Here is a 13,778-nt window from a genome sequence, read left to right as displayed (position 1 = left end):
GTTCAGGCACCTGCCTTGGTGAGGGTGGCGGGCGCTTCCTCGTTCTCGTGGAATTCGAGCTGACGGCGGCGGTTGGGGATCATTCCCTCGGGGCGGAAGCGCATCAGCAGGACGAGCGCGACGCCGAAGGCGAAGAGCTGGTAGTCGCCGAGGAACTGCAGCTTGTTGGGGATGAGGAAGAGCAGCGCGCCGCCGACGAGGGGTCCGCTGATGGTGCCCATGCCGCCGAGGACGACGGCGGCCAGCAGGAAGGCCGAGTTGGGCGGGACCACGTGGGCGAACTGGTACTGCTCGGGGGTGACGGTGTAGGTCACGTGTGCCTGGACGGCGCCGGCGAGGCCCGCGAGGGTGGCGCCGAGGGCGAAGGCGACGAGCTTGACGCGGAAGCCGTTGATGCCCATGGCGAGCGCGGCGGTCTCGTCCTCGCGGATGGCGATCCAGGCGCGGCCGATGCGGGACTCGGAGCTGCGGCGGAACACCACGACCACGATCAGGGTGACCAGCAGCATGAGGAAGAAGTAGTTGGCGAACCGGCCGATGGTGAAGCCACCGATGGTGTGGACGGCGCCGAAGTCGAAGCCGAACATGTTGAGGTTCGGGATCGAGGAGATGCCGTTGGAGCCGTTGGTGACGTCGGGGCCGGAGGTGCCGTCGAGGTTGAGCACGGTGATGCGGAAGATCTCACCGAAGCCCAGGGTGACGATGGCGAGGTAGTCGCCGCGCAGCCGGAGCGTCGGGGCGCCGATGAGGACGCCGAAGATCATGGAGACGGTCGCGCCGACGAGGATGGCCGCCCAGAAGGGGAGGTGGACGTCGTAGGGCGAGGAGGGGGAGCCGGACACCATGGCCGCCGCGTAGGCGCCGACGCCGAGGAAGGCGACGTAGCCGAGGTCGAGGAGGCCGGCGAGGCCGACGACGATGTTCAGACCGAGGGCGACGGTGGCGAAGATGAGGATGTTGACGCCGATGGTGGCGTACTGGTCGTCGCTCTGGGTGAACGGGAAGGCCGCGGCGGCGACGAAGGCGCCGATCATGGCCACGTTGCGGTGGCGTGCGGTGAGTGCCGAGACGCGGGCGATGAGGCCGGCCTTGGCGAGCGCCGCGAAGCCGAAGCCGGCGGTCATCAGGAAGCCGAGGAACAGCTCGTCGTACTCGGTGCCGATGCCGTAGGTGAAGACGGTGAGGCCGAGGGCGAGTACGGCGGTGATGATGAGGATCTCGACGTACCCGGGCAGTTTGCGGGCCGGGGTGATCGGGCCGGTGGCGAAGGCGGCCTTGATGGTGGCCCACTGGTTGCCGGCGCGGTGCTTGAACTGGTCCCAGCCGGTGTCCTCCGGGTCGGCGGGCAGCAGGTGCGGCCGTTCGAAGGGGAGGGCCAGGGCGCCGAGGAGCGCCACGAGCGTGGTGAGGGCCGCGACGAAGCCGCCGGGCTCGAGGTTGATCAGGCCGCCGAGCTGGACGCTGATGGCGATGATCGTGTACCAGGCGGTGGCGAACGCGGCGAGGGCCGACAGCTTGATGGCGGAGTCGGCGCCGGCGGGGACGAGCCAGCGGGTGCCCTTGATGCCGTACGAGGCGAGTCCGAACAGGGCGGTCAGGGCGCCGCCGATGAGGACGAGCCACTGGAGGCCGCCGGGGTAGCCGTAGACGGTGAGGTCTCCGGGGAAGGCGGGGGTCCAGGTCCAGGCCAGGAACGCGGAGACGACGGTGAGCGCGCCGCCTGCGGTGGCGGTGGCCCGCGCGATGTGCGGGGGCAGGGCGATGAGCCCGGTGCGCTCGGCGGTCGTGGTGGTGTGCGGGGTGTCCGCGGTGGTGGTCTGTGTGGTCATGGTGGTGTCACGCCCTGTCCGCGACGCGCTCGCCCAGGAGGCCCTGTGGCCGGAAGAGGAGCACGAGGATGAGGAGTACGAACGCCCAGACGTCGGCCCAGGACTGGCCGCCGAGCTGCTGCATGCCGGGGATGTCGGCGATGAAGGCGGTGGCGAGGGTTTCGGCGAGGCCGAGCGCGAGACCGCCGATCATGGCGCCGTAGATGTTGCCGATGCCGCCGAGGACGGCCGCGGTGAACGCCTTGAGGCCGAGGATGAAGCCCATGCGGAAGTTCACTTCGCCGTACTTGAGGCCGTACGCGACGGCTCCGATGGCGGCGAAGGCGGCTCCGAGGGCGAAGGCGACCACGATGATGCGGTCGGTGTTGATGCCCATGAGCTTGGCGGTGTCCGGGTCCTGGGCGGTGGCCTGCATGCCGCGTCCGGTCCGGGTCTTCATGACGAAGTAGCCGAGGATCGCCATGGACAGGGGGGCGGCCAGGAGGAGGAAGACGTCACCGGTCTGGATGGTGACGCTGCCGAGGTGGAAGGGGCCGCCGGGGATTTCGGGGAAGGTGAGGGAGGAGGTGGCTCCCGGGTACCAGGCCCAGACGGCCTGCTGGAGTGCCAGCGAGATGCCGATGGCGGTGATGAGTGGGGCCAGGCGTGGCCCTCCGCGCAGAGGGCGGTAGGCGAATCGTTCGGTTCCGACCGCGATGGTGACGGCGACGATGATCGCCCCGATGATCATGAGTGGCAGGGCGAGCCACATGGTGGTGCCGCTGGGGAGTATCAGCCAGACCGTGAGGGCACCGAAGCCTCCGGTCATGAATATCTCGCCGTGGGCGAAGTTGATGAGCTGGACGATGCCGTAGACCATCGTGTAGCCAATGGCGACCAGCCCGTACATCGATCCGAGTAGCAGGCCGTTGACCAGCTGTTGCGGCAGTTCGTTCACCGCAGGTCCTCCGAAGTCTTTCGCCGGATGTGACACCGCGCGGGGCGCTTTGTGCAGCGTCCCGCGCGGCCAGGGATGTGATGCGGAGTCGTGATCAGCCGGAGTAGGTGCCGGACTTCACGGGCTTCCAGGCGCCGCCCTCGTAGCGGTAGACGGTGAGCTGCTTGTTCGTCGCGTCGCCGTACTCGTCGAAGGAGACCTTGCCGGTGACGCCCTCGAAGGAGACGCCCTTCATGGCCTCGAGGACCTTGGCGCGGGCGTCCTCGGGGAGCTTGCCGCCGTTGTCGTCGACGACCTTCTTGACGGCCTCGATGATCGACCAGGCGGAGTCGTACGAGTAGCCGCCGTAGGCCTCGAAGGCCTCCTTGTAGCCGGCCTTCTTGTAGTTCTCGACGAACTCCTTGGCCGAGGGGAGCGTCTCGACCGGGGCGCCGACGGAGGTGGCGAGGTCGCCCGCGCCCTCCTTGCCGGAGAGCTTGATGAACTCGGCGCTGTAGATGCCGTCGCCGCCGACGAGCGGGATCTTGGCGCCGGAGGCCTTGATCTGCTTGCTCAGCGGGCCGGCGGCGGGGTACTCGCCGCCGTAGTAGACGACGTCGGCGCCCGAGTTCTTGATCTTGGTGACGACCGCGGAGAAGTCCTTGGTGTCGGGGTTGACGTGGTCCTCGCCGGCGACCTTGCCGCCGAGCTTGGTGAACTCGGCCTTGAAGGTGGCGGCCAGGCCGGCGCCGTAGGTCTTCTTGTCGTCGACGACGAAGACCTTCTTCTTCTTGGCGTCGTTGAAGAGGTACTGCGCCGCGAAGGGGCCCTGGATGGCGTCCGTGGTCGCGGTGCGGAAGTAGGAGGCGTACGGCCGCTTCTTGGTGCCGCCGTTCCAGTCCTGGCCCTGGGTGAGGGCCGGGTTGGTGTTGGCGGGGGAGACCTGGACGAGCTTGGCGTCGTCGAAGACCTTCTGCATGGACTCGGCCACGGAGGAGTTCAGCGGGCCGACCACGCCGAGGACGTTCTTGTCGGCGACCAGCTTGGTGGCGTTCTGCTGGCCCGAGGAGGGCTGTGCCTGGTCGTCGAGCGCCTCGATCTTGAAGGTGACGCCGTCGACGTACTTCTTCTCGTTCGCCTGCTTGGCGGCGAGGTCGACCGAGTTCTTGATGCCAAGGCCCAGGGCGGAGAGGTCGCCGGTCAGCGGCGCGTCCACACCGATGACGACGGTGGTGCCGCCACCTCCGGCGGAGTCCCCACTCTTGTCGTCGCGCGAGCCACAGGCAGTGAGGGACAGTGCTCCGGTCGTGAGCACTGCGGTGAGTATGAGCAACGAACGCTGTCGCACGAAGGGGTCCTTTCCCTGGCGCGGCCTCCTCGGGTCGAGGAGCCGTGTCGAGCGCCGGGCCGTACATGGAGTGGTACGGCCGTGCAGTTGACGCGCCCGGCGGCGCGGTGACTGGCCGTGACTCTAAGCGCAGCCGGGGCGGCTCGGGGAGCGCCATCGGCAGGATGTGACTGTCTTGTTATGCCGTGGCCAAACGTTTCCGATGCGTGGCGCCTACACCCTTCATGCGCGATCCCAGGTTCCTCTCACATGTCGAGAACGCCCAGTTCCGCTAAGGGGCTTGGGTCGATCATGGTGCTTACGCGGCGGTCGGCCGCCGACGGTTCGGCGGGGTGCCCGGAGGGGTGTTCGGGCCGTCCGGGACCCGCCGGGGGTGGCGGGTATCACTCCCCTTGATCGTTACTCAGAGTGACGGTCGGCGGGTGGCGGAGCGGATCACTGCCAGGGGTGTCCGGTGGCTCCGCCGCTCCTCTGGCGCTCGGCGCACCGGCGTCGTGTCTCCCTCTCCACCACCCGGCCGGCCGCCTCCGGGCCGGCGCGCCGCAGCTCCTCGCGGGCATCGGCGACGACCGCCAGGAGGATCTCGTTCTGGGCCCCTGAGAGCCCCTTCTGCATGAAGTCCCCTTTCGCCCGCCCCGCGAGCTCTTCGCGGGCCCAGTGTCCGATCAGCGCGACGCAGAGTTCGATAGGTGAAGTGGCTTGTGGCGAGGGTGAGTTGGTCCGACCGTCGGCGCGATCGGTGGAGGCGCAGCCGACGGGCAGAACGGCGGCGACGAGCAGGGCGAGCGGTCGCCCGCGGCGTCGTCCGCGGCGCGGTGCACCGGGCGTCATGTGCCAGACGGTACGCGCGCCCCGGGTGTCCCGGCCAGGGACGTGCACCGTCAACTGTGCGTGAACGGGGCGGGGTTGGGCGGTCTGGTGTGACAGGTGTGCGGACGGTGGAATATGTGGGCGCTTCCCTTGTGCTCGTCACACCCCTCAGAACCCCCGGAGGCAGGCACGATGCCGAGAATGACCGTATTACGCACGACGTGGGCGACCCGCCCGCTCGCCCTGGGCGTGGCCGCGGCCGCGCTTCTGACGGCGCTCCCGCTGTCGTCCGCGCGCGCCGCCGACGAGCGTCCCGCGCTGCGGATCACGGGCGGGGCGACCCAGCCCGTCTTCTCCCGCGCGGAGGCCGTGTACCAGCATGTGGACATCGAGACCGCGACGGACAGCGACCAAGATGGCCGGCGCGACACGGTACGGATGCGCATCCTGCGGCCCCGGGAGACCGACGCCGGGCTGAAGGTCGCGACGATCGTCGAGGCGAGTCCGTACTGGGGCGGGGGCAATGACGTGCCCTTCCACAACGTCGACCTCGAGGAGGACGGACTGCCCGGCGGTAAGGGGCGCACCGGGCTTCCGGGCCTCTACGAGACGGCCGCCGGGGCGGATCCGGCCCCTCTGAACGCCTCCGCCGTGGTCTTCCCCGGGTACACCGACAATTACTTCCTGCCCCGTGGCTACGCCGTGGCCCAGCTCGACAGCGTCGGTACGGGCGGCTCGACGGGCTGCCCGGTGTCCGGGGGCCGCGCCGAGACGCTCGGCGCGAAGGCGGCCGTCGACTGGCTGAACGGCCGCGCGAGGGGCTGGGACCCCGAGGGCCGGCCGGTCGGCGCGGCCTGGTCGACCGGCGACGCGGCGCTCATGGGCATCTCGTACAACGGGACCCTGCCGACCGCGGTGGCCACCACGGGCGTCGAGGGCCTCAAGGCCGTCGTGCCGATCGCGGGGATCAGCTCCTGGTACGACTACTACCGGGCGGGCGGCGGAGTCGTGGCGCCCGGCGGCTACCAGGGCGAGGACGCCGACATCCTCGCCAGGGCCGTCAACAGCCGGGCCGGCCGGGACGTCTGCGCGCCCGTCCTGGACCGGCTCACCGCGGACCAGGGCCGGGCGAGCGGTGACTACACCGCCTTCTGGCGGGAGCGGGACTATCTGAAGGACATCGGGAAGATCAAGGCCGGTGTCTTCCTGGTGCAGGGCCTCAACGACTGGAACGTCAAGACCCGGCACGCGGCCCGGCTGTGGGAGGCGCTGGAGGAGCACGACGTGCCCCGCGCCCTGTGGCTGCACCGGGCCGGGCACAGCAATCCGATGCCGCTGCGGATGGAGGAGTGGCTCGCCAAGCTGCACCAGTGGTTCGACCACTGGCTGTACGGCCTGGACAACGGGGCCCTGGACGGGCCGAGGGCCGAAGTGGAGCAGGCCGACTTCACCTGGCGGCAGGAGCGCGACTGGCCCGCGCCGGGCACGCGGGACGTCGGCCTGCGGCTCACCGCGGACGGCGGCCTGTCGCCGGTGCCCGGCCGGACCGCCCGCCACACGCTCACCGACGCGGGCCGCACCCTGCGGGCGGAGCAGCTCGTGGCCGCTCCGGACGAGCGGAACCCGAACCGGCTCGCCTACACCACCGGGCCGCTCGGCGCCGACCTGCGGATCAGCGGGACGCCCACCGTGTCGGTGCGGGCGTCCCTGGACGGCACGTCCCCCTATGTGACGGCGTTGCTCGTCGACCACGGCACGGACACCAGGGCGACCGCCGGGACGGTGGCGGACACCTCGCAGCTCGTCTGCTACGGCGAGGGCGTCCCCGGCGACACCGGCTGCGCCCACCGGACCCGGCACCGGACGGAGACGGCCGACTTCAAGATCGTGTCGCGGGGGTGGCTGGACGTCCGCAACCGCGACTCCCTCGAGCGGCAGAGCCGGGTCGTGGAGGGCCGGGAGTACCGCCTGGAGTGGGAGATGCAGCCCCAGGACTACGTCTTCAAGAAGGGGCACCGGCTGGGTGTGGTGCTGATCTCGACCGACCACGACTACACCCTGCGGTACCCGGCCGGGACGCGGATGACGGTCCGGGCCGGGCTCAGCGGCATCACCCTGCCGGTCGCCCCGCCGGCGGCCGGTGTGCCGCCGGTCAGTCCTTGGCCGGGGCGGTGACCGCCCCGGGGACGTTCTCCGCGTCCTTGGGGGAGACGTCGCGCAGGAGGCAGGTCAGGCGGGCCGTGCAGACCCGCTTGTCCTGCTCGTCGGTGATGACGATCTCGTACGTCGCGGTGGAGCGGCCGCGGTGGACGGGGGTGGCCACACCGGTCACCAGTCCGCTGCGGACGCCCCGGTGGTGCGTGCAGTTCAGGTCCACGCCCACAGCGATCCTGGAGACGCCGCCGTGCAGCATGGAGCCGACCGAGCCGAGCGTCTCGGCCAGCACGGCGGACGCGCCGCCGTGCAGCAGCCCGTAGGGCTGGGTGTTGCCCTCGACCGGCATGGTGCCGACGACGCGGTCCGCGGACGCCTCGACGATCTGCACGCCCATGCGGTTGCCGAGGTGCCCGGCGGAGAAGAGGGCGGGCAGGTCCACGCCGAGTGAGGCGTACTCGTCGATGACCTCTTGAGGGAACTTCACCTGTGTCTGCTCGCCCATGGGGCCCGGCTCCGATCGTCGTGCGGTCATGTCCCTGGTCTGCGGCGCTTCCTAAGCGAACGCTCAGACGGTGGGTGATTGTTCCAGACGCACGATGACGGACTTGCTGGCGGGGGTGTTGCTGACGTCGGCGGTCGCCTCCAGCGGCACCAGGACGTTGGTCTCCGGGTAGTACGCCGCCGCGCAGCCGAGGGCGGTGGGGTAGTGGACGACGCGGAAGCCGGCCGCGCGGCGCTCGGAGCCGTCCGTCCACTCGCTGACCAGGTCGGCGTACGCCCCGTCGGCCAGGCCGAGCCGGCGGGCGTCGTCGGGGTGGACCAGGACGACGCGGCGGCCGCCCTTGATGCCCCGGTAGCGGTCGTCCAGACCGTAGATCGTGGTGTTGTACTGGTCGTGCGAGCGCAGCGTCTGGAGCAGCAGCCGGCCTTCGGGCACCCGGGGGTACTCGACGGGGGCGGCCGTGAAGTTCGCCTTGCCGGTCTTCGTGGGGAAGCGGCGCTCGTCGCGCGGGGCGTGCGGGAGGGTGAAGCCGCCGGGGTTCGCCGCCAGCCTGGCGTTGAAGTCCTCGAAGCCGGGCACCACGCGCGCGATGCGGTCGCGGATCGTGGCGTAGTCGTGTGCGAACTCCTCCCACGGTGTGGCCGACGCCTCGCCCAGCACCGCCCGCGCCAGGCGGGCCACGATCGCCGGCTCGGACAGCAGGTGCGGGCTCGCCGGCGGCAGGTTCCCCCGTGAGGCGTGGACCAGGCCCATCGAGTCCTCGACCGTCACGAACTGCTTGCCGCTCTTCTGCACGTCCTTGTCGGTGCGGCCCAGCGTGGGCAGGATCAGCGCGCGCGTGCCGGTGACCGCGTGGGACCGGTTCAGCTTGGTCGACACGTGCACGGTGAGCCGGGCGCGCCGCACGGCGGCCTCGGTGACCTCGGTGTCGGGCGTCGCGCCGACGAAGTTGCCGCCCATGGCGAAGAAGACCTTCGCCCTGCCGTCCCGCAGCGCCTCGATGGCACGGACCACGTCGAGACCGTGGTGGCGGGGCGAGGTGATCCCGAATTCCTTGTCCAGCGCGTCCAGGAAGGCGGGCGCCGGGCGCTCGAAGATGCCCATGGTGCGGTCGCCCTGCACGTTGGAGTGGCCGCGGACCGGGCACACGCCGGCCCCGGGGCGGCCGATGTTGCCCCGCAGCAGCAGGAAGTTGACCACCTCACGGATGGTGGGCACCGAGTGCTTGTGCTGGGTGAGGCCCATGGCCCAGCACACGATGGTGCGCCGCGAGGCGAGCACCATGCGCAGCGCCCGCTCGATCTCGCCGCGCTCCAGGCCCGTGGCGGCGAGGGTCTCGTCCCAGTCGGCGGCCCGGGCGGCGGCGGCGAACTCCTCGTACCCGTGGGTGTGCTCCCGTACGAAGTCCTCGTCGACCGCCCCTTCCGTCTCCAGGACCAGCTTGTTCAGCAGCCGGAAGAGGGCCTGGTCGCCGCCGATGCGGATCTGGAGGAAGAGGTCGGTGAGGGCGGCGCCCTTGAGCATGCCCTGCGGCGTCTGCGGGTTCTTGAACCGCTCCAGGCCCGCCTCGGGCAGCGGGTTCACCGAGATGATCCGTGCACCGGAGGCCTTGGCCTTCTCCAGGGCGGACAGCATGCGGGGGTGGTTGGTGCCCGGGTTCTGCCCGGCCACGATGATCAGGTCGGCGCGGTGCAGGTCCTCCAGCGAGACGCTGCCCTTGCCGATGCCGATGGTCTCGTTCAGCGCCGAGCCGGACGACTCGTGGCACATGTTGGAGCAGTCCGGCAGATTGTTCGTGCCGAACTCCCGGGCGAAGAGCTGGAGCAGGAACGCGGCCTCGTTGCTGGTGCGGCCTGAGGTGTAGAAGACGGCCTCGTCGGGGGAGCCGAGGGCGGTCAGCTCCTCCGCGATGATCTGAAAGGCCCGCTCCCAGCTCACCGGCTCGTACCGGTCGGCGCCCTCCGCCGCGTACATGGGGTGGGTGATGCGGCCCTGCTGGCCCAGCCAGTACCCGCTGCGGGTGGCCAGGTCCGCGATGGGGTGGGCGGCGAAGAACTCCGGGGTGACCCGGCGCAGCGTCGCCTCCTCGGCGACGGCCTTCGCCCCGTTCTCGCAGAATTCCGCGACGTGCCGCTTGTCGCCCTCGGGCCAGGCGCAGCCGGGGCAGTCGAAGCCGTCCTTCTGGTTGACCTTGAGCAGGGTGCGCGCGGTGCGGCGCAGCCCCATCTGGGCGTGCGAGACCTTGAGCGTGTGCCCGATCGCGGGGAGCCCTGCGGCGGCGTGCTGCGGCGGCGCGACCTGCGGCGCGTCCTGGACCGGGTCACCTGTGGGCGGCTTGCTGGCCATCACGCTCCCCCTTGAGCGGTTGTGTGGCGGGGTACGTCTCCGATCCTGTCACGTGGCACCGACAGCCGTCGCCGCCCCTCGGGCGGGAGCGGCATTGTCAGTGGGGCGTGGCAGGATCGTCCCCGTGGTAGAGACAGCATCGAAGAAGACCGACGACAACCGTCCGCGCCTGCTCCTCATGGACGGGCACTCCCTGGCGTACCGGGCGTTCTTCGCGCTGCCCGCGGAGAACTTCACGACCGCGAGCGGCCAGACGACCAACGCCATCTACGGCTTCGCGTCGATGCTGGCGAACACGCTGCGTGACGAGTCGCCGACGCACTTCGCCGTGGCGTTCGACGTGTCCCGCAAGACCTGGCGCTCGGCGGACTTCCCCGAGTACAAGGCGAACCGCTCCAAGACCCCCGACGAGTTCAAGGGGCAGGTGGAGCTGATCGGCGAGCTGCTGGACACGATGAACGCGGAGCGGTTCGCGGTCGACGGCTTCGAGGCCGACGACGTCATCGCCACCCTGGCCACGCAGGCCGAGGCGGCGGGCTTCGAGGTGCTGATCGTCACCGGTGACCGGGACTCCTTCCAGCTCGTCTCCGACCACATCACGGTGCTGTACCCCACCAAGGGCGTCTCCGAGCTGACCCGGTTCACCCCGGAGAAGGTCCAGGAGAAGTACGGACTGACCCCCTCGCAGTACCCGGACTTCGCCGCCCTGCGCGGCGACCCGTCCGACAACCTGCCGGGCATCCCCGGTGTCGGCGAGAAGACCGCCACCAAGTGGATCACCCAGTTCGGGTCCTTCGCGGAGCTGGTCGAGCGCGCCGACGAGGTCAAGGGCAAGGTCGGGCAGGCGCTGCGCGACCACCTGGAGTCGGTCAAGCTCAACCGCCACCTGACGGAGCTGGTCCGGGACGTCGAGCTGCCCAAGTCCGTCGCGGACCTGGAGCGCCGGCCCTACGACAGGACCGCGCTGAAGGGGTTCCTGGAGGTCCTGGAGATCCGCAACCCGAGCCTGCGGGAGCGGCTCCTCGCGGTCGACCCGGGCGCGGAGGAGGAAGAGGCGCCGGCCACGGCCGCCGGCGTCGAGCTGGACGGCACGGTCCTGGGCGCGGGGGAGCTGGCGTTCTGGCTGGAGCAGCACGGCAACCAGCCGCTGGGTGTGGCGACCGTCGCCACCTGGGCACTCGGCGTGGGCAACGTCAGCGAGGTCGCGCTCGCCGCCGCCGACGGCAAGGCGGCCTGGTTCGACACCACCCAGCTCGACGAGGCCGACGAGCGGGCCTTCTCCGCCTGGCTCGCCGACCCGGACCGCCCGAAGATCATGCACAGTGCCAAGGAGGCGCTGCGGGTCTTCCCCGAGCACGGCTGGCACATCGAGGGCATCACCATGGACACCGCCCTCGCCGCGTACCTGGTCAAGCCGGGCCGCCGGTCGTTCGCGCTGGACGCCCTGTCCGTCGAGTACCTGCACCGCGAGCTGGCCCCCGCCGCCGCCGACGGGCAGCTCGCCTTCGGCACCGACGAGCAGGCCGAGGCCGACGCCCTGATGGCCCAGGCCCGCGCGGTCCTCGACCTGGGCGACGCGTTCGGCGAGAAGCTCGGGGAGGTCGGTGCCACCGGGCTGCTGCACGACGTGGAGCTGCCCACTTCCCTGCTGCTCGCCCGGATGGAGCGGCACGGCATCTTCGCCGACCGCGCCCACCTGGAGGCCATGGAGCAGCAGTTCGCGGGCGCGGTCCAGCAGGCCGTGAAGGAGGCGCACGCCTCCGTCGGGCACGAGTTCAACCTCGGCTCGCCCAAGCAGCTCCAGGAGGTCCTCTTCGGCGAGCTGAACCTGCCGAAGACCAAGAAGACCAAGACCGGTTACACCACGGACGCCGACGCGCTGGCCTGGCTGGCCGGCCAGACCGAGCACGAACTGCCGGTCATCATGCTGCGCCACCGCGAGCAGGCCCGGCTGCGTTCCACCGTCGAGGGCCTGATCAAGACGATCGCGGCGGACGGCCGGATCCACACCACCTTCAGCCAGACCGTCGCGGCGACGGGCCGGCTGTCGTCCACCGACCCCAACCTCCAGAACGTGCCGGTGCGCACCGACGAGGGCCGCGCCATCCGGCACGGCTTCGTCGTCGGCGAGGGCTTCGAGTCCCTCATGACGGCCGACTACAGCCAGATCGAGCTGCGGGTCATGGCCCACCTCTCCGAGGACGCGGGCCTGATCGAGGCGTTCACCTCCGGCGAGGACCTGCACACCACCGTCGCCTCCCAGGTGTTCTCCGTGGAGCGCTCGGCGGTCGACGCCGAGATGCGCCGCAAGATCAAGGCCATGTCGTACGGCCTGGCGTACGGCCTGTCCGCCTTCGGCCTGTCCCAGCAGCTCAACATCGAGGCGGGCGAGGCGCGTGCCCTGATGGACACGTACTTCGAGCGGTTCGGCGGCGTGCGGGACTATCTGCGCCGGGTCGTCGACGAGGCCCGCGCCACCGGGTACACGGAGACGATGCTCGGCCGCCGCCGGTACCTGCCGGACCTGAACAGCGACAACCGCCAGCGCCGCGAGGCGGCCGAGCGGATGGCGCTGAACGCCCCGATCCAGGGCACGGCCGCCGACATCGTGAAGGTCGCCATGCTCAACGTCGACCGGGCGCTGCGCGAGGCGGGCCTGGCCACGCGCATCCTGCTCCAGGTCCACGACGAAATCGTCCTCGAAGTGGCCCCCGGCGAGCGTGAGCGCGTGGAGGAGATCGTCCGGCACGAGATGTCCACGGCGGTCGAGCTGCGCGCCCCGCTGGACGTCTCGGTGGGCGTCGGCGCGGACTGGGACTCCGCGGCGCACTGACGTGCCCCCGCCCCCGGTCGGCCCAGCACGGGCCGGCCGGGGCGCGGCCAGCCCGCCGCCCCTGCGCCGGCCCGGACACGCCCGCCCGGCCGGGGCGCGGCTAGCCCGCCGCCCCGCGTGCGCCCGCCGTGCGCAGGCGCATCCCCGCGCCGTACAGCAGCAGGCCCGCCGCCAGCCCGGCCCCCGCGCCGAAGCACGCCGTGGGGATGATGTCCAGCGGCGTGTCGATCCGCCCCCAGTACGCGTACCACCGCACGCACCGGTGCACGATCCCGGCCGCCACGCACCCCCCGAGCAGGCCCCCCGCCAGCCACCGCCCCCGCCGGTCCAGCACCGGCACCGACGCCGGAGCCCGCACCGCCGCCTCCGGCGGCACCCGCCGCAGCGCGCCGCCCACGAACCACACCAGCACCACCAGGGCCACGGCGGAGCCGCCGTACTGGGCGTACAGGTACACGGGGAAGCCGGCCACCACGTCGCCCAGTACCGGCAGCACCCTGGTGCCCCACCGGTCCGCGTGCGTGAAGGCGTCCCACCCCACGTGCGTCGCCGCCCCGATGGCGGCCGAGACGTAGAAGCGGACCGCGAGCCCCGCCGGATGCCGCTCGCGCCAGGACTCACCCCGCACCAGGGCGTGCGTCCGTCCCTGCCACCGGCCCGGCACCAGGGCCAGCAGCGGCTCACGCACCATCAGCCACACCGCCACGAGAGCGGCCGTGATCAGAACGTCGACGGTCAGGATGCCCATCAGGCCGTGGGTGACGTCCCCGAAGAGCATCGCCCCGGGGATCACGGTGTCCGCGAAGTACGTCATATCGGGCGAGAAGGACCCCATGACGAGCGCCGAGGCGACCAACGGCCCCCGCCCGGTGCCCGACTTCCGTATCCCCGGCAGGACCGCCGCGGCATGGCTGAGTGTGAACGGCATGGCTGTCGTGCCCCCCGACGTGCGAACCACGGATCAATGCCGCCCAGTATGCGTGACGTTCCTCCACCGGATTCCGGACGTCCAGGAGGTGACGAAAGCGTGAAAAGCG

General features: G+C 71.0%; 9 protein-coding genes. 2 read left to right on the top strand and 7 right to left on the bottom strand.

The window, feature by feature from the left end:
- Nucleotides 1-2: 2 nt before the first annotated feature.
- The 4 genes from E2B92_RS05955 to E2B92_RS05940 all read right to left on the bottom strand — a co-directional run bounded on the left by E2B92_RS05955 (nucleotide 3) and on the right by E2B92_RS05940 (nucleotide 4,708).
- Nucleotides 3-1,829, bottom strand: a complete 1,827-nt coding sequence (locus E2B92_RS05955; RefSeq protein WP_126886966.1) for a branched-chain amino acid ABC transporter permease — start codon at nucleotides 1,827-1,829, stop codon at nucleotides 3-5.
- Nucleotides 1,830-1,836: 7 nt separating this feature from the next.
- Nucleotides 1,837-2,766, bottom strand: coding sequence for a branched-chain amino acid ABC transporter permease (locus E2B92_RS05950; RefSeq protein ID WP_126886965.1), 930 nt, complete (start codon nucleotides 2,764-2,766; stop codon nucleotides 1,837-1,839).
- 94 nt (nucleotides 2,767-2,860) lie between these two features.
- Complete coding sequence (locus E2B92_RS05945) at nucleotides 2,861-4,093, bottom strand: branched-chain amino acid ABC transporter substrate-binding protein (RefSeq protein WP_126886964.1); 1,233 nt, start codon at nucleotides 4,091-4,093, stop codon at nucleotides 2,861-2,863.
- 435 nt (nucleotides 4,094-4,528) lie between these two features.
- Complete coding sequence (locus tag E2B92_RS05940; RefSeq protein ID WP_126886963.1) at nucleotides 4,529-4,708, bottom strand: hypothetical protein; 180 nt, start codon at nucleotides 4,706-4,708, stop codon at nucleotides 4,529-4,531.
- 396 nt (nucleotides 4,709-5,104) lie between these two features.
- Between E2B92_RS05940 and E2B92_RS05935 the strand changes: the two genes are divergently transcribed.
- Entirely contained in the window at nucleotides 5,105-7,078 is a 1,974-nt protein-coding gene (locus tag E2B92_RS05935; protein WP_235023708.1) for a Xaa-Pro dipeptidyl-peptidase, read from the top strand.
- On the opposite strand, the gene E2B92_RS05930 is transcribed toward E2B92_RS05935, so the two are convergent.
- Both E2B92_RS05930 and E2B92_RS05925 read right to left on the bottom strand, forming a co-directional pair.
- A complete protein-coding gene (locus E2B92_RS05930; protein ID WP_126886976.1) occupies nucleotides 7,056-7,562 on the bottom strand; it encodes a PaaI family thioesterase in 507 nt (168 codons plus the stop codon). The genes E2B92_RS05935 and E2B92_RS05930 overlap by 23 nt on opposite strands.
- Before the next feature lie 63 nt (nucleotides 7,563-7,625).
- Nucleotides 7,626-9,908 (bottom strand): FdhF/YdeP family oxidoreductase, encoded by a 2,283-nt coding sequence (locus E2B92_RS05925; protein ID WP_126886961.1) that lies wholly within the window; start codon nucleotides 9,906-9,908, stop codon nucleotides 7,626-7,628.
- Nucleotides 9,909-10,086: 178 nt separating this feature from the next.
- Between E2B92_RS05925 and polA the strand changes: the two genes are divergently transcribed.
- Nucleotides 10,087-12,741, top strand: a complete 2,655-nt coding sequence (polA, locus tag E2B92_RS05920; RefSeq protein WP_126886975.1) for a DNA polymerase I — start codon at nucleotides 10,087-10,089, stop codon at nucleotides 12,739-12,741.
- A 100-nt stretch (nucleotides 12,742-12,841) separates the two neighbouring features.
- On the opposite strand, the gene E2B92_RS05915 is transcribed toward polA, so the two are convergent.
- Nucleotides 12,842-13,669 (bottom strand): DUF4184 family protein, encoded by an 828-nt coding sequence (locus E2B92_RS05915; RefSeq protein WP_133087414.1) that lies wholly within the window; start codon nucleotides 13,667-13,669, stop codon nucleotides 12,842-12,844.
- Between the last annotated feature and the right edge of the window lie 109 nt (nucleotides 13,670-13,778).

Origin of the sequence: Streptomyces sp. WAC05374 (genome assembly GCF_004353505.1) — a bacterium.
In the GTDB taxonomy this organism is placed as follows: Bacteria; Actinomycetota; Actinomycetes; order Streptomycetales; family Streptomycetaceae; genus Streptomyces.
The sequence above is the reverse complement of the archived record's forward strand: the minus strand, read 5'-3'. Positions and strand labels throughout refer to the sequence as shown.